Here is a 21,819-nt window from a genome sequence, read left to right on the forward strand (position 1 = left end):
GCTTCGAGAACGCGAACCGTTAACTCTTTCAATAGAAACACAGGCGGATCTGTGGTGAAGGCCGTGTTGGGCGTTTTGTTTTTCGAATTCATCCCAGCGTATCACGACTGAAATGGGCCCCGAGGGCAAGTTTTTTTATCAATCCCTGTAACCATACGCATTAAATGCTCTAAATAATTATACCGTGCAATGGTGACCCATCGAATGGAGATTTCTCCAAATTGTAGGAGGGGCTTTATGCCACGATTTTTCGGAGGCTATACCATGAAATCGGGGCATAAAGCCCCTCCTACAGCTTTGAACAACCTGCGGTTTTCAAACTTTCCCTTCAGTCGCCAACTCGGGAATGTACCGAGTCCCGCTAGAGCGACAGCGAACAACAACCACTAGGATTAAGTAGTTTAAATGAATCATACAAAATCGCTCATTTCATTACCATTCATTATATTTTTTTCGTTATCGTTCTATGGATGCGGATCGTCAAAAGATTCAACAGCTAGGAAACCCAACATCCTGTTCATTCTAGTAGACGATCTCGGAAAGGAATGGGTATCCGCCTACGGCGCTGATAACATCGAAACACCCAATGTTGACCAATTGGCAGCAACCGGAATGCAGTTTTCCAACGCCTTCGTGATGCCGCAATGCTCTCCCACCCGGCTCTCTTTTCTCACAGGTCAATACCCCTACCGGCACGGCTGGGTAAATCATTGGGACGTGCCACGCTGGGGAGGCGGTTGCCACTACGATTGGACTCGGAATCCTTGTATTTCGATGGTCATGAAAGAAGCAGGCTACAAAAGCGCGATCGCCGGAAAATGGCAAATTACCGATTTCCGGGTACAGCCAGACGCCATGACCGAAATCGGATTCGACGATTATTGCATGTGGACAGGAGGCGAAGGAAACAATCCACCGAGTGACGAACGCTATTGGGATCCATACATCCATACCAAGGATGGGAGCCGCACCTGGGAAGGCGCGTACGGAGAAACGGTTTTTGCCGACTTCCTCATCGACTTCATGAAGAAGAATAGGGACGAGCCTATGTTCCTCTACTACCCCATGGTGCTCACTCACACACCTTTCGTTACAACTCCAGATGAAACGGATGTTGAGACGGACCTCGACAAACATAAGGCCATGGTTCGTTACACCGACAAAGTATTGGGAAAATTGGTACAAGCTTTGGATGATTTGAAAATCAGAGATAACACCATCATTGTCTGGACCACCGACAATGGTACCGCAGGACAAATCACGGGCCACATAAACGGACGGGCAATTAAAGGCGCAAAAGCACAATCCACTGAACCTGGTCTCTGTGTGCCCTTTATCGTAAATGCACCCGGCCTCGTACCTGAAGGAGTGAAAACAGACGCGCTCGTTGATGTCACCGATCTCCTGCCGACCTTCGCCGACCTGGGCGGAGGTAAACTTCAGGAAGGCTACACCTACGATGGAAAGTCGTTTGCCGATCTCATCCTCGGTAAAAGTGAGGACAGCCAGAGATCGTGGATCCTGGGTATGGGCGGCAGGAATGAAGCCAAACTCACCGACGATGGCGTTGAAAATGCATTCGTATTTCGCGATCGAGTAATACGCGAAAAACGGTTTAAGCTCTATGTCAGCTCTAAGAAGAAAGCGGAGAAGCTGGTTGATGTTTTAGAGGACCCGGATGAAAGAAATAATTTGATCAACAGCTCTGATCCAGAAGCCAAAGCAGCTCTGGCCCGTATGTCGGCGGTCATAAGCTCTTTCCCGCACCGTGACAATGACCCCATTTACTCACCCAATCCTACCCAACCCTGGGATGTAGAAATCACCGCCAAGAACGAAGTCTGGAAGCAATAATCAGCGATGATCCGAAAAGTTAAATTCAGCACAGGCTGATCTTTATACCCCATTTTGTGGTGGATCGAAAATCCAACTCAATGATTTTTTTACAAATGATTCTGTCTTTTTTCTTAACAGAATAATGGGTACAGAATCATAGTTGTTTTGAAACCTTTGAAGGAGTGGCAGGCCGGGTCCGATTCTTTTTAGGTGGTAGTGTTCATCGAAAACAAATGTAGGAGCGACTTTAGTCGGGGATCCGGGATTCACAAATCGTGGGCTCCATCCGTCGCTTTCAACTTCCGCTGCTGCCCAAGGGCTATGGCAAGACACGCTGGAGGACTCAAGAAAACCGCTCCTACACCTAGTGCTCAGGACCGGAAAGACGTGCTGCAAATTACCCCGCACAAAGAATCATGCAAGATCTCGTGGATTTTGGCCTCACACCTCGTTCTTCAAAGAAGCTTAAATAAATTGAAGTTTATTTTCTTCTTACTCTCCCGTAAGCGACGAAAGATAATCAATCAGCGAGGTAAACTCTTCGACAGTTAAAGTGCCAGCCAGGCCGGGTGGCATCAGTGAATTCGGTAGGTGCTCTTCCTTGGCCACGTCGGCGCGTTTCAATTGACTGGCTTGGCCGGTTATATCGCGAACGGTGACAATGCCATCTGCTTCGGCAGTTACAAAACCCATAAGAACCGCGCCATCTTTCATTGCAAATACCGAGGTTTGAAAACCTTGAGCAACAACCTTGTTAGGATCCAAAACAGAATCGATCAGATAGTCTCGGGTAAATTTACTTCCTGCAGAGCCCAGATAGGGTCCTTTTTGCTCGGCTTCCATGGTAACCGCATGACAAGCGATGCATCCTACCCGAGTGTACATTTGCTTTCCATAACCCGGATCGCCCCTGTCATTCATGGCTTCTTCAAATACTTCAGCAATCGGTAGTTCAAAAACCTTTTTACCGTCACTCAAAGTCCTTGCTACTTCCTCCTGGGCTTTTTCTGCAGCGTGAATCAAGTCGTCGTTGTCCGAGTTGAGGCCTACTTCAATCTGCTTATCAAATCCGGTGAGTCTCAGATCAGCCAGTGCGAGAAAAAAACCAATCTCCCGTGGATTTTCCTTAACCATTTTTTCCACATTTTTAACCCATTGATCTTTTGATAGCGGGCTGGTCAGCATGGTCAGCAAAGCCCGCCAGGCGATACGGCTTTCGGTGTCGCTTCCACTTGCAGCAATTTCGCGAAGGAGTTTCAATTCGAGGCCACGTTGGGCTTCATTGACAAAGTCACTTACGTGCTGGTCGGTTCCCGCCGGGGGTTCTGATTGATCCATCCAAGATGCCAGCACCTCAATTCGCAAGGCACTCTGCATGTTCTCATCGTCGCGCAAAAGAGCCCGGTAGCACTCGAGTCGCTGTTTCAAAGCTCGGTTGGTATCTTTGGCGGCATCGGCCAATAATTTTGAATCCGCTTCCTCAGGTGACAATAAACCAAGCGCGGCCAACACCGGGTCCAAGCCTTCGAGCTTTAACTCGCTCACTGGTATTCGGTTCTTGGCTAAACCTTCGAGATAGGTACCTTGCCGATCTGCCTGAATCCTTGAAAATTGTTCTTCCAGGACGGTGCGGATACTTTTACTTTTAAACCAGGTAATCAGCTCAAAATAAGGTCCACGATCATCGGGCCTGGTGCCCCACCAGCTTAGCATATCCCATGGTTTTTCCTGATAGTGTAACCGGGCGAGCGCCAGCAAGGTATCAAGGTGCAGGTCCATGTCATCCGTTGTAGTGACCACATCGATTAAACCCGTGACTGCTTCAGCACGATACATCCGCTTCAACGCACCAAGGGCCAGTTGGCGAGTGTTTTTATCCGCCAATGCAGCTAAGCAAGCATCGACGTTTTCCAGAGATACCAGGGTTGCAATTGCGGTATGCTTCAGTCTGGGAGAAACGGATGCCTCCATCCATGTTGTCGATGCCTGGAGAATATCTTTTGCCGAACCAGAAGCACCCAGGCGCTCAAGACCGATCAACGCCTGCAACACAACACGAGGGTCTTTATCCTTCAAAGCATCTACAAAAATACTTGCGGGCACTCCTGCGAGTTCGCCCTTCCTGTCGGTCAACGCTCGCAAGGCAAATTCCCGGACAGCACTATCCTTCGCCAAAGAAACCAACGCTGATGTGCTTTCATTCCCCACCAATTGTTTGTAAGTAAATATGGCAGCTATTCGAGCGTAGTCGGCATTCGATTTATCGTTAGCCGCCTTCAGAACACCTTCCGCAAGGGCGGAACCACGCTTCAGGATTTCCTGCTGCGCTTCGATACGTTGAACGCCACTCGGTGAAACAAGCAAGTTCAACAGAGCTGAATCGTTCGCCTGGGTGACATCCTTGTAGCTGGCCGGCTTTTCTCCAGGAGCAGTTGCGACATGGACCATTCCCACTTTGATATCCGGGCCACCGTATTTAAATGCCCCTTCGCGCCAATCGGCCAAATACAGTCTTGAAAAACCATCCACGTCCACACTGGTTGCCCGCGGCAACACTTCAAAAATCTCCTGAGCGGGTGAAAAACTTTCCTGATCGCGTTTCACATCGTGGTAATACACATGCCCGGTCGTCCAATCAGTGGTATAAAGCATGTCGCCAAAGTTTCCGGGAAATCCTGGCTCATGAATATATGCCACACCCGTCCCGGAGCCTCCACCATAGTCCTTTAGCGGCGCAATGGCCTCGTCTTCAAAATTCTTATACAGGCGCGGATAACCGTGGTTTCCGAGCGAAGTGAAGTGGTGAAGACGGGTGTTCCAGCCCTTGCCATCGTTGGTGTTGTCGCGGCTGAAAATATCCATGTGCGGCGAGATACCGAGGTTGTAGATATTACGGACCATCAGCGCGTAGGGCTCCAACTCGGAACCATCGGGGCGCACGCGCACGACCCCGCCACCGTGCAAAGTATAAGTGCTTCCGTCTGCCGCCCGCGCATTCGTCATTCCAAAATCACCCACAGCAATATATAACCAACCGTCGATACCCATGGTTACTCCATTGGTTGTGTGATCAGCACCTCGTGGGTGCTCTATACCGCCGCCAAGACCTTGAATCAGAAGTTTCTGCTCATCCGCCACACCATCTCCATCGGTATCGCGAAACGAGCTCAGGTAAGGGGGATGAATGAGGTAAAAGGCGTTTCCCACCCATTCGCCCCCTCGTGGACTGTCTACATCCGGAATGAAGTGCTGAAAATCGTCTGCTACCCCGTCGCCATTGGTATCGGTTGCCCGAATCACTCGTCCCATGTTGGGGAGTTTTCCCAAAGAACCGTTCTGATCGGAGGAGACGTAAACATCGCCATTCGCGGCTACAGTCATGGCGGCTGGGTAGTCGACATTCGGGGGACCCGCAAATTTTTTGATTTCAAAACTCTCTGGAACAGCAGTGGCAGTGCACGCACTCAGGCACAGTGCTACCAGATAAATAGATAGACTATAATTCATAGTTTCTAATGACTAGACGGATATTTGTCTGAATTGCCGCTAAAGAAAGTCAACTTTGTAGGTAATGAATACGAAATGCTGATCCCGATATACCGGTAGGAGTAGCTTTCTTCAGTCCTCCGAAGCCTTTTCATGAAATTCGGTGCTTTGCTGTAGGAGGGGGGTTATCCCCCGATTGCATTGAGGCCGTACCGTGGGATCGCGGGATAAACCCGCTCCTACAGTTTATACAAAAGTCAGATTTGAATCACAGCGCATCCGGCGAAGGCTTCCACTCCGGAACGCCTTTTTCTTTTAGCTGCTTGTTGTATCGCTCGACTTGCGGATGTACCGGAGAATAAGGCGCATCTTCGTTCACCATGAAAGGAAGGGTTTCCACCCACCAGGTATCGTAGGCTTTACGCAGCTCGGCTATTACTTCCGGATGGTCGACTGCCACATCCACTTTTTCGTAGGGATCGTTCACGATATCATACAACTCGGCGTTATTGACGAAACGCCAGCGTTGGGAACGCACAGCGCAATTTTTAAACTTACTAAGATTAGGATCTTCACCTTTGTTCCACCGGCCTTGGTGAACAAACACATGTCTGTCTTCCCAAGGAGCAGATGCATCTTCCAATAATGGAAGCATAGAAAGGCCGTCGATCTGCTGGATGCCAGTTGGAATCTTGGCACCGGCCAATTCGGAGAAGGTTTTGTAAAGATCGATATGAGCCGTGAGCGCATTGATATCCACCCCTTCCCCAAGCACACCTTTCCATCGCCAGAACGCAGGAACATGGGTGCCACCCTCATACGGTGACCCTTTACCAGTCTTGAATCCGGCGGTCCAAAGAGTGACATTTTTCCCATTCAATTTACCGGAACGTCCCGCTTGCCCATTGTCCGTCATGAAAATAACCAAGGTATTTTCCCAGGCATTCCATTCATCGAGTTTATCCATGAGCAGGCCGAAGTTGTGATCGATGTTTTCAATCATTCCATAACGGCCGGCCGTGTTTTCATCGTAGCCCATATCGAGAAACCGTTGCTTGTATTCATCTGGCGCAATCATCGGACCATGGGGTGCGTTGGGGGTTATGTAGGCGAAATAAGGTGTTTTTGAATCGTGCTGTTTTTTGATCCAACCCAGAGCGCCCTGGAAAAACACATCGGTGCAAAAGCCTTTGGTTTTCACAATGGTGTCGTTGTGCAGAATGGCGTTGTCGAAGTATTTTCCCTCTTTTTCCTGGTTGGGCGGAAAATCGGCGCAACTGCCTTCGTAGGATTGGCCGATGCCACCGGCGCCATGGATAAACGTCTCGCTGAAGCCCCGGTTGTAGGGTTGGTATTCGTCCTCATCACCCAGATGCCATTTTCCAAAAATCCCGGTTTGGTAACCGGCCTTGTTCAACACCTCGGCAATGGTGGTGCTGGATAGCGCCATCCGTTCCCGCTCCTTGATGGTATGCGTGACCCCGTTGCGAAACTCGTGACGCCCGCTCAGGATGGATGCGCGGGTCGGCGAACAGGTGGGGCTCACATGGAATTCGGTGAAGCGGGTGGAGATGCCGTAAAAGCGGTCTATGTTCGGCGTCCGCAACACCGGGTTGCCCAGTGCGGAAATATCGCCCATGCCCTGGTCATCCGTCATGACCAGAATGATATTGGGTTGGCTTCCGGCCAGACCGGAGGACTCCGGGGACTTAGCTCCACAAGCCGTTAAAAAGAGGGAAGCAACGGTGATTCCGAGAAAGGTGAAGAATGCTTTTTTCATAGATGGTGTGTGTTTTTTTGGGTAAACGCTTATTGGGACTCAAGATTCGGAAACCCTCCAAAATGGCATGAAAGGATGAAAGTAACCTTAACCTGCCGGAATTTGTTGGGAAAGATAAATAAGATCATCGTCCGTTGAAAATATCACTCGCAACCACTTCCAGCAACAGATCGCGCAGGCCGTAGCCCTTTTCAGAAATGCGGTCCACGATTCCATTCACCTCCATTCGATCCTTGAAAGTCATTTCACGACCGGTGGCATAGGTGAGCAGCTTGGTCGTCAAATTGCGGGCGAACAAATCCTTGCGCAGCACCAAATTCTTTTTCAGCTCGATTTCGTTATTGATAAACTCGCCGGAGGGAAGTTCGGCAGAGCCGTCCACCGGCTTTCCATCTTCCCGCCTGGCGATTCGTCCGTCTCCTGAAAAAATGGTGTAGTGTTCGCGGAATCCCCCAATCGGATCGTAGTGCTCCAAGGCAAATCCCCAGGGATCGATTTTGGCGTGACAGCCGGCGCAGGATTCGATGTCTCGATGCTTGGCCAACTGCTCCCGGATGGTGGTTGCGCCGCGCGTATCGGGTTCGATGGCCGGAACATCGGGCGGCGGCGGTGACGGCGGTGTTCCCAGGATATTTTCAAGCACCCAGACCCCCCTGACGACCGGCGACGTTTCAACACCATTGGCGGAAGCGGTCAAGACACTGGCATGACCGAGCAGTCCGCTTCGGCGCGCTTGATCGGGGAGTTTCGTAAACCGGAAGTCCTCACCGAATTCTCCCTCAAGACCGTAATGCCGGGCCAGAGCATCGTTCACGAAGGTATAGGGCGCATCCAGAAAATCAGTGATCGGACTTTTGAAAGAGGAGCGAATACAAAGTCCTCAGGTCCTGTACCGGCGGAATGGCGACGCCCGAGTTGGTCCAGGAAAGCAAATTACCGGCCGTACTTCCGGAGGTGAATTGCATCGACGCATAGCGGGTGTTTGCTCCCACAAATTGAGCCGCTTTTTGATCAATGCTAATATTGCCCTCTTTCAGCCCTTTGGAATTTTTTGCCAGGACACCCGATAGGTAAGCATGAACTCCCCCATGTCCGCCCACGCCTTCCGCACCATGGTCGAGCTGGGAAAAGATGGTGAAGTTTTCCCGATGGTGGGCCAGAGGATTCAAAAGCTCGGACATAGTGTAACCACGTCCCACTCCGGTCGGGAAAAACAGTTGGGGCACAAACCCGAAGTTCGTTCCCACACACACCATCCGCATGGGCACCCAGGCCGTCTTATTTACCGCGCCCATGATATCCAAATGCGGCAAAGCCATCATGGCTCCACCCTATCCACGTAAAAAGAGACGACGGTTAATTAAGGTTTTCTTAGCGTTCATTGGGTAGAATAGTAACAGGAGAACAATCCAGGTGAATTAACATGATAATTCCCCTTCGGGCAAGCCTGGCAGAGGCCCAAAATATTCGAGTCGTAAGTAGAAGACGATATTCTCAGGCAATCCCTAATTCAAGTCCCACGATGGCTTCCAGATCGCCTTGCCTTGATAAAGCTCACCAATCTCGTAGCGATCATTCGGGACAGCTGCGGAATTCATAATGCGGTCTATCTCCTTCACCAGATCCGCATGCTGGTTGCCGATATCCATCTCCTCCTTTAAATCCTTGCTAAGGTCATAGAGCTGAATGGGACTCCCTTGCCCAAGACGTATGCCTTTCCAATTCCCCATTCGGACTGCTTGATCGTAACGGTTTCGAGTGTGTCCGTAATCCCAGTACAGGTAGTTATGAGATTCGGATAATGGTTTTCCCAGAAATGCATCGAGCACACTAAAACCATCCACTCCCGCATAAACGGGATAGTCGGCCACTTCAGCCAAGGTTGGCAGCATATCCCAAAAGGTGATGACTTGGTCACTGACGGATCCCTCCGGAACCATGCCCTTCCAACGGACAATAAATGGAACGCGAATTCCGCCCTCATACAAACTTCGTTTTTCACCCCGCAAAGGACCATTGCTGTTCAACTCTTCGAACGGGCCTGTGCCAAGCGGTCCCTGGTCACTGGTAAAAACTATAAGGGTGTTCTCAGCGAGGCCTACACTATTGATCAATTGCACGATCCTCCCAACATCATAATCCAATCGACCAACCATCGCGGCATACTTTTTGGCAGCGAGGCTCCAAGGTTTGTCTGCGTAAACGCCAAGAGAAGGAACAGACAGTCTATCTTCGTCTTCACTGGGATTGGAAAAGTGCGGAACCGTGAAGGCAGCATAGAGAAAAAACGGTTGTCCTGCCGACTCAGTAATAAACTGAATGGCCCGGTCAGCCATCACATCATGACTGTAGATTCGCTTTGTCTTGCTATTGCCGGGAAAATTGGCACGACCACTGGGCGCATCGCTGTCATCCAGGTACTCCGGGAAATAATAATGAGCATGATCCTGGTTCTGGTAACCAAACCACATATCGAAGCCCTGCTGAGTTGCGTCACCAACGGTCCCTGGATCACCCAAGCTCCATTTACCTACTCCACCAGTTCGATAACCCGCATCCTGGAGGACCTCGGCAATCGTTATATCCTCACGCTCCAAATAGTTATCGTAATGTGGCACGTTGTCCCGAGCTGGCGTATGACCATTATGCAAGCCTGTCATCAACACACTCCGTGAAGCTGTGCAAACCGGACCACCGGCGTAAGCTTGAGTAAACCGCATACCCTCGCTCGCAAGTGCATCGATATTGGGTGTTTGGATTTTCTCCTGTCCATAGCAACCGAGATCTCCATAGCCCAGGTCATCGGCCATGATAAAGATGATATTGGGCTTCGCTAGAAGACTGAAAGAAGATGCCTGAAGACTGAAAAGAATGGCTATGGAAAAAAGCTTCATGAATGTTATTTTGTTAGGCCTATCTCAATGCGTGTTTTTAAGGTATGGATCCTGAATAGTTTCCATGGCGAAAATCAACTTAGATTCCAAATGAACAAGAGCTCGTTGAACTAGAGCGTCCTCTGAATCCACAAGATTGAACTTCTCTTCAGGATCGTTTACCAGATGATACAGTTCATCACCCATCCGATTGCCAAAATGACGGACCAACTTCCAATCGCGAGTCCGATAGGTCCGCAGATTCAGATATTGACCAAAGAGATCATTATTCCACGTCGCTGGAGGAGAACCTTCTAGGAGAGGAAGCGCATTGCTCCCGCGTAAAACAATGCCGTCCGGCAAAGACGCATGAGCTATAGCAGCTAGCGTAGGAAACCAATCGAGATGGTTAAAGGTCTGGCTTATTCGACGGCCTGCTGTTAAATGGGCAGGCCAACGAATGATCCCAGGCACCCGCATCGAATTATCAAATAAATTAATCCGGCTTTCTCCTTCGCCGTAGAGTCGCGGTTGATTAGGGTCCTGTTTGTCTGCGGTCAACCAACGTCCATTGCCTTTGTGCCACATGCCGTGATGTCCCATCATATAACCGTGGTCGGACGTGAATATCACTACTGTGTCCTCAGCGATCTCTAGTTCATCCAGGAGCGCCATCACTCGGCCCACGTTTCGATCCACCGCATGGACGCTCGAGTGATATTCGCGTAACATACGAAAGGTTCTTTCCTTATTCAGGTTGGGAAAGTCAGGTTCAGGCAGTAAGATGTCTTCATCGCGCATCCGCTTCCAAAACGCCTGGTCAACTTCCTTTAAGGGCAACCAGGACCGGTCGTCATAAGGCAACTCATATCCCTCCGGAAATTCGGTATTCGCATGCGGAGCCCAGAAATGCAGGGATAGACAAAAGGGATCTGATCTGGCGTTGTATTTCTCAATAAATTGCACCGCAAAATCACCAAGCAGATCGGGTGTGTATTGGTCGCCTGCGACGTCCTCATAGTCAATTGTCGTTACATCCTTAACAGAATACTCCCCAGCTTTCAAAAAATCCACTTTCGGCTCTTTTGATTGACGACCGCCACGCAGAAAGCCAGCAAACTCTGTGTATCCTCGGCGGGTAGGCAAATCAACATCTCGTCCTTCACCTAAATGCCACTTACCAACCATTATGGTGTTGTATCCTGAATTCTGTAACACCTGAGGCCAGGTTATTAATTCGGGTTTCAGGCCAGGAATTTTATTATCGCGAACATTATCGGTAACTCCGTTTTCCGTTGGATAACGACTGGATAGAAATGCTCCTCGCGAAGGGCTGCAGACAGCGCTGACTGAAAAGGCGTTTTCGAGTAATACCCCCTCCTTAATGAGTCGATCCAGGTTTGGTGTGTGAGTATTGGGATAACCCTCGACATGCAGTATCCAACTGCCCAAATCATCCGCCATAACGAAAATTATATTTGGACGTGCAGCCAAATCCACAAAAGATGTACTCAGGAGCGAAGCTAGGACCAGAAACAAGTACCTCATCCTAACGATATGCCTCAGAGCTTTTATTCACATTCGTCTCCCAACTGACCCAGGACTTTTGCAGTTCTCGAACACGAACCGGCATGCTGGCGGCCAGGTCTTTGGTTTCACTTAAATCTTCATTCAGATTGTATAATTCGGTGTTTCCATTCACGTGTACCAGTTTCCAGGACCCGCTTCGAACCGCCCAGTTTTCACGGATTCGCCAAAACAGATTTCGTTTCGGTAAAGGTTTCCTTTCCAAGAGCAATGGAGATAAGTCCAAACCATCGAGCTGATATCTATCTGTAGAGATTCCTGCCAGTTTAACAAAAGTGGGAAACCAGTCGGTGGAATGAGCGAGTTCTTCCGTTTGGCCAGATAGAATTTTTCCGGGCCAGGAAACTATGGTCGGCACTCGGTGACCACCTTCATAGACCTGGGATTTCTGTCCCCTTAACACCCCATTGCTGGAAATATTTTCAAACCCGCCACTGTAGTTAATATAACCTCCATTGTCAGAGGTGAATACTACCAGGGTGTTTTCGAGAAGCCCCTCACTTCTAAGTGTCTCCAAAATGCTGCCCACGCTTTGATCCAACGAATCAATCATGGCCTTCACATGGGGATGAACATTCGACCGATCCGGGATGACACCCCATTTGTCATCGTGGTATTCCGTGCCCGCCTGACGATGAGGCAGATCATCAGGACCCTGCCAGGGAAAATGGATGGCCAGATGAGGCAAATATAGAAAAAAAGGTTCATCGCGGTGTCGCTTGATAAAATCTACGCTGTGCTTTGTCAGCAAATCGGTGGTGTAACCTTCCTCTGGTTTCAGATTCAAACCCTCCCACCAATCCTCATTGCCACTTCGGTCCACATGCGTAAAAAAGTCGCCGTCTCCGGATCCCAATCCACGGAATTCGTCGAAACCCTGGTTGGTTGGAAAATACGGAGGCAGATATCCGAGATGCCATTTGCCAAAGCAAGCGGTGGCATAACCCTGTTTTTTTAATACTTCGGCGATGGTTATAGCTTCGAGTGGTAATCCTGTATGGCGATCATCCTTACCGGACAACGCCCCATCAAATTTGGAGCCAAATCGCTGTTGATAAAGCCCCGTCATTGTCGCCGCACGCGTCGGAGTACACATGGGTCCCGATGAATGATAATCCGTGAACCGCAATCCGCCTGCCGCAAGTGCATCGATGTTTGGTGTGTTGTTTTTGGTGCTGCCGTAACAACCCAAGTCTCCGTAGCCTAAGTCATCTGCCATAATGAAGACGATGTTGGGCGAAGCGGCTTGAAGGATGAAAGTGGATGAAGGAAGGATGAGGATTAATGAAAGAAAAAAGGTAGGGCGGTTTTGCCAAAACCGCAGAAAACTAAACGGCTCGCTCGGCGATCGAGCCCTACCTAAAAATAAAGATGTGCGCTTCAATCTCATCACTTTACTAGCTCCTCCAATTGCGCCTCCAACTTTGGCAAAAATTCTTTGTATGCTTTCTGCCCAACCACGTTCACCGTTTCAAGCGGATCAATCGCATGATCATACAACTCCCGGGCCTGAATCTCGCCACTGTTAAAATCCCGCCACTCGGTGTAGCGGAATCGATCCGTCCGAATGGTGTAGCCCATGGACTCAGGCATTTTGCCTTTCGGGTAATTGGGTCGCGGTGTTTGAGTGAGAGCCACAGATTTATGAAAGTGGGTTGGATCTTCGAGAATGTGAACCAGAGATTTTCCTTCCAAATTATCAGGAGGCTTCAATCCACACAGGTCGGTCAACGTTGGATAAAGATCAAGAAGCTCGACGAGTGCTTTGGTTCTCTGGCCGCCTTTGTGATCGGGAGTGGCTATGATCAGCGGAACTCCCGCATCGAGTTCAAAGGCAGTGGTTTTTCGAGTCAGGCCGTGCTCGCCCAAATGCACACCATGATCCGACCAGAAAACAATGATGGTGTTGTCCCGTATTCCCAGCGCGTCCAATTCGTCGAGGACTTTGCCAATCTGCGCATCCATATAAGTGATGGTGGCAAGATGACCATGGTGCATCTCCCGCAGTTGTTCGGGATTGTTTCGACCATCATAACGGGCGCTGGTCAGGGCAATCTCCGGCAGATTCGCCGGCGGGTCGAGGTGTTCGGGAATGGGGATGGAGTCCCTGTCATACAGGTCCCAGTATTTCTTGGGCGCGTTAAACGGTATGTGGGGTTTCCAAAATCCCACCGCCAGGAAAAAAGACTTCTTGGACTTATGCAGAACACGAAGGGTCTCCACAGCCTTATCGGCTATACGACCATCGTAATACGCGTCATCAGGCACATCCCGGCATTCGATGCCGTCGAAACCGGAAGCCATGTCCGCGGGAGCTTCACCCTCAATCTGGGGCGTGTCATGGTTATGCGTATTGTAATGCATGAACTCGGGCACACTCCAGGATACCGCATCGCCTTTCCAATCGTCCTGACGCCAATTGTGAAACACCTTCCCAACTCCCTGCGAGTGGTAACCGTTTTGTTTAAACAACTGAGGCAGGGTCACCACATCGGGATGGTTCTGCCGGAAGTGCGTGAACAGATCCCATACACGCAAGGTGTCCGGACGCAATCCGGTTAACAAGGACGCCCTGGACGGATTGCACACGGTCTGTTGGCAATAGGCCCGCTCAAACAGAGTCCCCTGCCCCGCCAGTTTGTCGATGTTGGGTGAGATGACATGTTTGCTGCCATAACAGCCCAACTCAACCCGCAGATCATCCACCGCGATAAACAAGACATTGCGTTGGTTTGGAATTCCCTTACACGGAGCGGCACTCCAACCCACACACAAAACCCACAGAAGTGATTTCATTGCATTTTTAGTTTTCATACTGAGTTCCAAAGGTTTGCAGAATATGGGGTGGGATAATGAATCGATTAGAGGTGTTCCTTCCATCTTATCTCATGCGGAGGAACCACTGAATCGGCAGGTCCCAGTTTTCTGAAGTCCGCAAAGCGGTGAAAGGTGATTAGATTGGCATTATGCTGACTTTCCGCACCTCCCAGTCCATCCTCGTAGGCTGTTCGCGACAAAGCGATCAGATCGTCACCGTCGAATTGCCAATCCAGATACTGGAAACCATGGGTTTCCGTGTCGGAGTGATGTAAGAGTACACAGCGAATATCCCAATGCCGCAAGTCGCTGGAGGCAATCAGGGCAATCGTGTTGCGGGTGTGTGCGGGATTGCCACCGGCATTGATCGGCGCGATCCAATTGGTCAAAGACCAATAAAGTCCTGTTTCGGCATCGAAGCGAATGGTGAATTTCTTACACCCGCCTGGAAAATTTATGAAATTCCGCTGAGGATCAAAGCGAGCGGTCCTTCCATCCGGACTCACCTGAATCAGGGCCGCCTTGCCACCTGACACCCGGTAATCCACCCGAAGAATGTTTATTATTTCTCCCTTGGGGGCCACAACCGCATTGCCTTCCAGCCAACCTCCGAAATGTCCATCCAGCCAATCCTCGTTGCGGGCCAAGCGGTTGGAGCTGGTCCAACTGGACGCCTTGAGCAGGTCGGCATTCACCGGGGCGGACATCATGAATGCTTGAAAATGGGCACCCCACTTCCTGGGTTGCCCCATCGCATCCTCCATGGCCCGCCAGATCCGACCATCATGAATCACCACCGGACCAGGTGCGCAGTGGTAGCGACCGTCGTCAAAAAGCAAACCATGGTCCTTGTCCACAGGAGACGTCCAGTTGGAGCCGCCATCGTCTGATTTCAGGATAACCGCAAGTCCATTGGTCTTGGTGGTTCCCATAAGGTAAACGGAATTTCGGTGAACAAAAATCGAGGCCCAGAATAATCCTTCCACAGTATGGTGGCCGACCCAGGTCTTGCCTCTATCTGTGGATCGGTACAGGCGCGTCACACTCGGTTTCTTTTTTGTTGCCTCTCCGAATTCATCGCATTTCGCCAGGTAACTGCCATCCGGCAACACGGCGATCCCGGGAGATCCAAAGAAGAGGCTGGTTGATTTGGGACTATGGGCCACCACAACCCCTGGCACCTGGGAAAAATCAGGCACCGATGAATTCCGCTCAGCTGCCGCCAGGACACCCAAGGTGAATAAAAATATAAACAAGGTAGATTTTATGAGTTCCAACATTCCATGGGGTATCGTTTTCACAAGCGGATTCACCTGGATATTTGATTCATTTTGGCAAGCAGCGCCTGATTCATCATTTGGAAGATGCTTTCAATTTCAGGGCTACTTTCATGGATCAGGTTATGGGCTTCCCCGGGATCATTTTTCAAATGGTAAAGTTCGTCTCGGCCTTCATTTTTAAAGTCCCGGATGAGTTTCCATTCGGGAGTGCGGTAGCAACGCATGTCCGCCTCGACATAGTTGATCATGTGATACTCGCCATAATAATCCTGCGGCCAATCGGAGGGAGTTTCACCTTTTAGCAATGGGACCAAACTTCGTCCGCGCAGGGGGATGTCCTTCGGGATGTTAATTCCGGCCATGTCCAGGATGGTCGGAAATATATCAAGGCTTCGGGTGGTATCCTTGATTACCGTCCCGGCCTTGGTAACGCCAGGCCACTTAATAATGGTGGGGACTTTCAGGGAAAGGTCGTACATGTTGGGACGGTATTTATCCGAAATAACCTTGGTTCCCTGATGCGTTTCCACCGGAGGGGTTTGAGTCGCCCAGAGACCATTTCCTTTATGCCAGATGCCATTATGCCCCATGTTGTAGCCATGATCGGAGGAGAAAATAACGATGGTCTTTTCCGTGAGCCCCAGGTCGTTCAACAAGTTTAACACCCGGCCCACATTGCGATCCACGCCGCTCACACTGGCCAGGTATTCGCGCATGGAGTTCTTCATTTTCTTGATGTTCAGGTCGGGAAAGTTTGGTAGTTCAGGGTCCATATCCGCATATGGCTTCCAATCTTCCGGGGCCACCGGAAGCCAGGCTCCATGGGGTGCGCGCGTATGGAGGCATAAAAGGAAGGGCCGGTCTTTCTGTTTCTTGATAAACCCAAGTGCGCGATCCGTCAGAATATCCGTGGTCAGACCTTCAAACTCTTTTACGACCCCCTCTTCCTCCAAAACCGGATTGCTGGGTTTTGTGCCACCCGAGGTGAGCCCCATAAAATAATCAAACCCGTGCCGCGTGGGATGATGCCGCATATAGCCGCTCCCCGTCCAATCCCCCACATGCCATTTGCCAACCAGACCGGTGGCATAGCCGTTGGCCTGCAAAACCTCGGCAAAGGTCACACTGTCATCGGTATTCAATCCGGGCTGATAGTCGGGATTATAGAGTTTGTGATCGGTATCGGGGATAAAATCCAAAATGCCGAACTCGCTGGCATACCGCCCGGTCATGATGGCCGCTCGGGCCGGGCTGCAAACCGGAGTGGCGCAGAATTGGTTGCTTAAAATAGCACCTTCAGCGGCAAGCTGGTCCAAATGAGGCGTATGGGCCGCAGGCACTTCGTCAAACAAGCCCCTCTCAACCGCGGCACCCAGAGCCCAGGGAGCCTGATCATCGGTATAGATGAACAGGATATTGGGACGTTCAGCCACCAAAACCTGGATGGTGAAAATGGCAAAAACCAAATACAGTGAACAAAAAAAAGCGGGTTTTCTCATGGCAATTTTATTTCGGCAGCGCACGACGCGCATGAACCGCATCCAAATAGTTTAATAAATCCGTTTTCAGCTCTTTGTTTTTTTCCGGAAGCTCCCGACTCAAGTCCCGGATCTCCGACGGGTCACGGTCCAGGTCATACAGCTCTGTCCGGTGGTCTTCATCAAAATAAATCAATTTGAAGCTACCCTTTCGGATCGCCGAATGCGGCCGGGTTTGGCTGGTGACAAAGTCGTTTATCCCGATCGAAGGTTTGGACTCTCCGAATTTTTTTCCCTCGGGATGATAATAAGGGAAATGCCAATACAAGGGACGATCCAGCCGCTGCTTTGAATTTTCAAATAGAGGCAACAGGCTTTGGCCATCGAGATCATTACTCGGTTTGGTATCTTTTTTTCCGCAGATGGAATGGAACGTGGAAAAGAAATCGTAGCCAACCACCGGAACATCGCTAACGGAACCCGGTTGAACTTTTCCCGGCCACCGGACCAGCATAGGAACCCGGATGCCTCCTTCGTAGAGATTCCACTTGGAGCCGCGCAAAGGTTTGTTGGCCACGTATTCCGGATGCCCCCCATTATCCGAGAAAAATACCACCAGCGTGCTGTCAGCCAAACCCGCATCCTCCAATCCATCGAGCAACTGGCCTACGTAATGATCCAACGTTTCCACAAAAGCGGCATAGGCAACCCTCTGCTCCCGGCTGGGGATATCCAGCGGCATTTTGGCATCATACTTTTTGAGCAACCAGGCGTGGGGAGACTCAATCGGGGTATGGACGTAAAAATGGGACACCATCAAGAAGAAGGGTTTGTCATGGTCTTGTTTTAGAAAGGCCACGGCTTTTTCCGTGAGTCCATCGGGATGGTAATCTCCCGGCATCTGTTTGACCGGTAACTCCTTTCCACTGTAAGGATGGCTTCCGAAATCCTCTTCCGCATTGTTGAAACCTTGTTGCCCGGGACCCTCCGTGGGACTCCATCCGTTGTAAACTCCGTTGTAATGGGGATTCAAATGCCACTTTCCAAAGTAGGCGGTCTCATAGCCCGCGGACAACAGGTGCTCCGCCATGGTGGTTTCCTTCAGATCCAGCGCCATTGTGAACGGAGGCGCTTTGAGTGCTTGAGGAGGTTCGATCTCCTGTTCACCGGGTTTGGATTTGACCACAAACTCGAAGCCCAACCGGGCGGGTGTTTTTCCTGTCAGGATACTGGCCCGGGAAGCCGAGCAAATGGGTGCCGGCGCGTAAGCCTGGGTGAAGCACATGCCGTCCGTGCCCAGACTGTCGATACGGGGAGTCTCATGCCAGGGGTGACCATAACTGCCAAGATCGGACCAGGCCAGATCATCGACAAGGATGAAGAGGATGTTGGAGGGAGACGAAAGGCAAAAGGATGAAAGATGGAGGCTGAAAATTATAATGAGTGTAGGAGCTGCTTTAGCTGCGACCCAAATCAAGGGTTTACGAATCGCAGCTAAAGCAGCTCCTACAAATCTCAACGAATTTCGTAAAGTCACCATGTCCGCGGTTGGGTTGTTCGGAGTTTTTCGAGAGAGGCCTTTAGATCAATCCGAGCTTTGTCTGATTCTTTACTAGTGCCCGGCCCGATAGGATGTTCTTCGAGGAAGTCATTGCGAATATCAAACAGCCGTCCGTCGGAATAGAATTTGTAGCGAGGCCCACGAATGACATCCAGCAACTTGTCCGTATTGTGCGACGGATCTTTGTATTTGGAGGAGTTGTTTTCGTAATTGCCCCAGGTGAAGGTGAAGGCCTTAGAAATTCTATTCGTCCCTTGAGTGAGAGGAAGAATACTTCGTCCATCCAATGGATAACCACTGGGCAATGGAACATTGGCCAGGTCGCAAAAGGTCGGAAAAAAATCCGTGAGATCGACCAATTCATTGCAAATGCTTCCCGCTTTAATCTGACCGGTCCATTGAACCAGCAATGGCACATTCACTCCCAATTCGACAGGAAAGTATTTCCCTCCCCTAACCTCTTGATCCATGAACCGGGACCGGATAGTTTTGGCATCGCTCACATTGTCGGTGCCGTTATCAGCAGTGAAAATCAGGATGGTATTTTCCGAGAGACCGAGTTCATCCAGGGTGCGGATAATTTTCCCGACCATTTTGTCCGCGTATTGGAGCATGGGCACAAAATTATCCGGACTTCCATTGGCTCCGAGCCATTCCTTCGGTGCCGCTTGTCCGGGCTTCGGTGCATCAGGATGATCCGCAGTTGGATGAAACGGTCGATGCATGGTCGTCATGGCATAGTAAGCAAGGAAAGGTCCTTCTTTGTTTCTTTTAATAAAATCGACCAGAAAATCGCTGTAGACCTCGGGCCCATAACGATCGAGTTGTTCTTCCTTGCCGTTGCGGACAATGATGCCGCCCCAGAACCGGTTTCCTTCGCCACGCTTTGCCTGTTCGCCCATGCTTACACTGTCATAGCTACAGTATTCATCGTAGCCGGCATGCACCGGAGGAACGGGATCCAGTTCCCATTGACCATGGGGATGCCATTTCCCGGCCATGGCGGTTTTGTAACCCGCCGCTTTGAGCAGTTGCGGAAACGTCTTCTGGGAACGATCGATTGCTCCCCAGGCCATGTAGTTTCGGAAACTGTAGCGGCCGGTGAGCAGTTCGACCCGGCTGGGCACACACAAGGGAGTCGCGTAGCAGGTGTTGAACTGCATGCCGGACTTGGCCAACTGATCCAGGTTCGGCGTCCGGTAGCCGGACTGACCGCCATAACTGGCAAGCAATTCCCGGCCAAAATCATCGGCCAATATCAGAACGATGTTGGGAGTTCCAAGGCTGAAGGATGAAGGCAGAAGGAAGAATAAACCCGCCAGCAAAAAACCTAATTTTCGAAATACTAATTTATTCATAACGGCTTTCTTTCCTTTGAACTGCCAATATAACGGATAGTTCTTTGCGATAATCGGCGATCAAGCCATTGAATTTTGGATTAGACGCCAGGTTCACCAACTCCCGGGGGTCTTTTTCGAGGTCGTATAACTCTTCGGCGAGAATGTCCGTCCTGGAAGGCAGATCCATGCCAGGCACCCATTTGGCCCATTGCGTGAAACGATAGCGCTCGGTCCGGATGGTATAGCCCATGGCTTCGCGTTCTTCCAACTTGGCATTGGTCGGACGCATGTTTTGCGAAAACGCGGCTTGGCGAACTTGCATATTAGGATTTTCCAGGACCGGCACCAGGCTCCGTCCCTGGAGCGCTTGTCCGGCGAGCGGCTTGTCCAAGGGAAATCCGCACAATTCCAACAGGGTTGGGTAAAGATCGACCAGCTCGACCAGACTGTGGCTTACCTGCCCTTTGGTTTGACCCGCTGTCCTAATGATAAGCGGCACGCGGGTATCGAGATCGAAACAACTGTTTTTGCACCACAGCCCTTTTTCTCCCAGGTGAAAACCATGGTCCGACCAAAAAACAATGACCGTGTTCTCCGTGAGATCCAAGCGGTCCAAGGCATCCAATACCTTACCCACTTGCGCATCCACATAACTGACCGCCGCATAGTAGCCCTCGCGCAATAAACCGATCTGTTCCTCATCCAACTTCGTTTCGAAGGACCGCATGAGTTCTTTTCCGTCGTGTCCAGCGATCCCAGGGGTCCCTTCCGGCCAATTGGCATTCTCGGGTAACAGCTGTTTTTTAATCTCCGGATTTCCCGTATAATAGTCCCAGTATTTCTTCGGCGCGTTGAACGGCAGGTGCGGTTTCCAGAATCCCACTGCCAGAAAAAACGGCCGATCTTCTTTAGCCAATGCGCCAAGAGCGGCCACCGCCTTTTCAGCAATCCGTCCATCGAAGTAAGCCGTATCGGGCACGTCATAGTTTTCGGCGCGGACGTTGAGCAATTCGCTGACAGTGTTATTCTTCTGATTTTCAATTAACGCCGGCGGAGTGACCACATCGGTGCCGTGGCTGGCATAGAATAGCTCCGACGGAACCGACCACGACTGGGGATCACCGTGCATGTCGCCATGATGCCCGTTGTGGAAAACCTTACCGATGTTCTGCGTGAAATAACCGTGGTTTTTAAAATACTCCGGCAGTGTCGTGACATCTGGCACCACCCGGCGAAAATGCGTCGGCAAATCAATGACCCCCAAGGTATCGGGATAGAGTCCGGTCAGAAGAGACGCCCGCGATGGATTGCACAATGCCGCCTGACAATAAGCCCGGGTAAACAGGGTGCTCTGACTGGCCAGCTTGTCCAGGTTCGGCGAATGAATCCATTCCTGACCATAACAGCCCAGTTCGACCCGCAAGTCATCCGTGGCAATGAACAGCACATTGGGGAAGGTTCCGGACGTGGCGGCAAGACCGGGCTGCGCCTGCAGAACCGGAACCAGGGGAAAGAATGTTCCAATCAGAAAAACGCCGACTACAAAACGAAGGGACACATCCACCAGTGAAGCGAAGCAAATCAAACCGGGTGAAAAACGAACCGGAACCGGTGGAAGGTTCAATGGAAGCACTGTCTTTATCGCCTTTTTAATTCCCATACTCCGACTCAAAGTGATTTCGGGCCAAACTCAATCTGTTTAATGCTTTCCGACTCAAGGAAATGTGGTTCATGTGACGTCCAGGATGAGGTACCGCTGACCGGAAGCGAGCACTCGATGC

Annotated in this window: 14 protein-coding genes; 1 reads left to right on the forward strand and 13 read right to left on the reverse strand. The window is 50.6% G+C overall.

Features of this window, described 5'->3' with window-relative positions:
- Positions 1-405: 405 nt before the first annotated feature.
- A complete protein-coding gene (locus O3C43_19085) occupies positions 406-1,854 on the forward strand; it encodes a sulfatase-like hydrolase/transferase (protein ID MDA1068594.1) in 1,449 nt (482 codons plus the stop codon).
- Between the two features lie 474 nt (positions 1,855-2,328).
- On the opposite strand, the gene O3C43_19090 is transcribed toward O3C43_19085, so the two are convergent.
- The 13 genes from O3C43_19090 to O3C43_19150 form a co-directional block, all read right to left on the reverse strand.
- Complete coding sequence (locus tag O3C43_19090) at positions 2,329-5,343, reverse strand: hypothetical protein (protein ID MDA1068595.1); 3,015 nt, start codon at positions 5,341-5,343, stop codon at positions 2,329-2,331.
- Positions 5,344-5,590: 247 nt separating this feature from the next.
- Positions 5,591-7,102 (reverse strand): arylsulfatase, encoded by a 1,512-nt coding sequence (locus tag O3C43_19095; protein MDA1068596.1) that lies wholly within the window; start codon positions 7,100-7,102, stop codon positions 5,591-5,593.
- A gap of 124 nt (positions 7,103-7,226) precedes the next feature.
- On the reverse strand, positions 7,227-7,916 hold the full coding sequence (locus tag O3C43_19100) for a DUF1588 domain-containing protein (protein MDA1068597.1): 690 nt from the start codon (positions 7,914-7,916) through the stop codon (positions 7,227-7,229).
- Positions 7,917-7,941: 25 nt separating this feature from the next.
- Complete coding sequence (locus O3C43_19105; GenBank protein ID MDA1068598.1) at positions 7,942-8,424, reverse strand: DUF1552 domain-containing protein; 483 nt, start codon at positions 8,422-8,424, stop codon at positions 7,942-7,944.
- 183 nt (positions 8,425-8,607) lie between these two features.
- On the reverse strand, positions 8,608-9,996 hold the full coding sequence (locus tag O3C43_19110) for an arylsulfatase (protein MDA1068599.1): 1,389 nt from the start codon (positions 9,994-9,996) through the stop codon (positions 8,608-8,610).
- A gap of 24 nt (positions 9,997-10,020) precedes the next feature.
- Entirely contained in the window at positions 10,021-11,523 is a 1,503-nt protein-coding gene (locus tag O3C43_19115; protein MDA1068600.1) for a sulfatase-like hydrolase/transferase, read from the reverse strand.
- Between the two features lies 1 nt (position 11,524).
- The gene (locus O3C43_19120; protein ID MDA1068601.1) at positions 11,525-12,952 is read right to left on the reverse strand and encodes a sulfatase; all 1,428 of its coding nucleotides are present in this window, start codon (positions 12,950-12,952) and stop codon (positions 11,525-11,527) included.
- Positions 12,952-14,358 (reverse strand): sulfatase, encoded by a 1,407-nt coding sequence (locus O3C43_19125; GenBank protein ID MDA1068602.1) that lies wholly within the window; start codon positions 14,356-14,358, stop codon positions 12,952-12,954. Before O3C43_19125 ends, O3C43_19120 begins: the two co-directional genes overlap by 1 nt.
- 65 nt (positions 14,359-14,423) lie before the next feature.
- Positions 14,424-15,680: a sialidase family protein gene (locus O3C43_19130; GenBank protein ID MDA1068603.1), complete on the reverse strand. Its 1,257-nt coding sequence runs from the start codon at positions 15,678-15,680 to the stop codon at positions 14,424-14,426.
- Between the two features lie 8 nt (positions 15,681-15,688).
- Complete coding sequence (locus O3C43_19135; GenBank protein ID MDA1068604.1) at positions 15,689-17,158, reverse strand: sulfatase-like hydrolase/transferase; 1,470 nt, start codon at positions 17,156-17,158, stop codon at positions 15,689-15,691.
- A 7-nt stretch (positions 17,159-17,165) separates the two neighbouring features.
- The gene (locus tag O3C43_19140) at positions 17,166-18,677 is read right to left on the reverse strand and encodes a sulfatase (protein ID MDA1068605.1); all 1,512 of its coding nucleotides are present in this window, start codon (positions 18,675-18,677) and stop codon (positions 17,166-17,168) included.
- Positions 18,671-20,056, reverse strand: coding sequence for a sulfatase-like hydrolase/transferase (locus tag O3C43_19145; GenBank protein MDA1068606.1), 1,386 nt, complete (start codon positions 20,054-20,056; stop codon positions 18,671-18,673). The genes O3C43_19140 and O3C43_19145 overlap by 7 nt, the downstream gene beginning before the upstream one ends.
- Positions 20,049-21,698, reverse strand: a complete 1,650-nt coding sequence (locus O3C43_19150; protein MDA1068607.1) for a sulfatase — start codon at positions 21,696-21,698, stop codon at positions 20,049-20,051. The genes O3C43_19145 and O3C43_19150 overlap by 8 nt, the downstream gene beginning before the upstream one ends.
- Positions 21,699-21,819 lie beyond the last annotated feature (121 nt).

Source organism: Verrucomicrobiota bacterium, from assembly GCA_027622555.1.
In the GTDB taxonomy this organism is placed as follows: domain Bacteria; phylum Verrucomicrobiota; class Verrucomicrobiia; order Opitutales; family UBA2995; genus UBA2995.

Coding starts and splice junctions, on each gene's coding strand:
- O3C43_19085 (MDA1068594.1), top strand. CDS start 406: ATGAATCATACAAAATCGCTCATTTCATTACCATTCATTATATTTTTT.
- O3C43_19090 (MDA1068595.1), bottom strand. CDS start 5,343: ATGAATTATAGTCTATCTATTTATCTGGTAGCACTGTGCCTGAGTGCG.
- O3C43_19095 (MDA1068596.1), bottom strand. CDS start 7,102: ATGAAAAAAGCATTCTTCACCTTTCTCGGAATCACCGTTGCTTCCCTC.
- O3C43_19105 (MDA1068598.1), bottom strand. CDS start 8,424: ATGATGGCTTTGCCGCATTTGGATATCATGGGCGCGGTAAATAAGACG.
- O3C43_19110 (MDA1068599.1), bottom strand. CDS start 9,996: ATGAAGCTTTTTTCCATAGCCATTCTTTTCAGTCTTCAGGCATCTTCT.
- O3C43_19115 (MDA1068600.1), bottom strand. CDS start 11,523: ATGAGGTACTTGTTTCTGGTCCTAGCTTCGCTCCTGAGTACATCTTTT.
- O3C43_19120 (MDA1068601.1), bottom strand. CDS start 12,952: ATGAGATTGAAGCGCACATCTTTATTTTTAGGTAGGGCTCGATCGCCG.
- O3C43_19125 (MDA1068602.1), bottom strand. CDS start 14,358: ATGAAATCACTTCTGTGGGTTTTGTGTGTGGGTTGGAGTGCCGCTCCG.
- O3C43_19135 (MDA1068604.1), bottom strand. CDS start 17,158: ATGAGAAAACCCGCTTTTTTTTGTTCACTGTATTTGGTTTTTGCCATT.
- O3C43_19140 (MDA1068605.1), bottom strand. CDS start 18,677: ATGGTGACTTTACGAAATTCGTTGAGATTTGTAGGAGCTGCTTTAGCT.
- O3C43_19145 (MDA1068606.1), bottom strand. CDS start 20,056: ATGAATAAATTAGTATTTCGAAAATTAGGTTTTTTGCTGGCGGGTTTA.
- O3C43_19150 (MDA1068607.1), bottom strand. CDS start 21,698: ATGGGAATTAAAAAGGCGATAAAGACAGTGCTTCCATTGAACCTTCCA.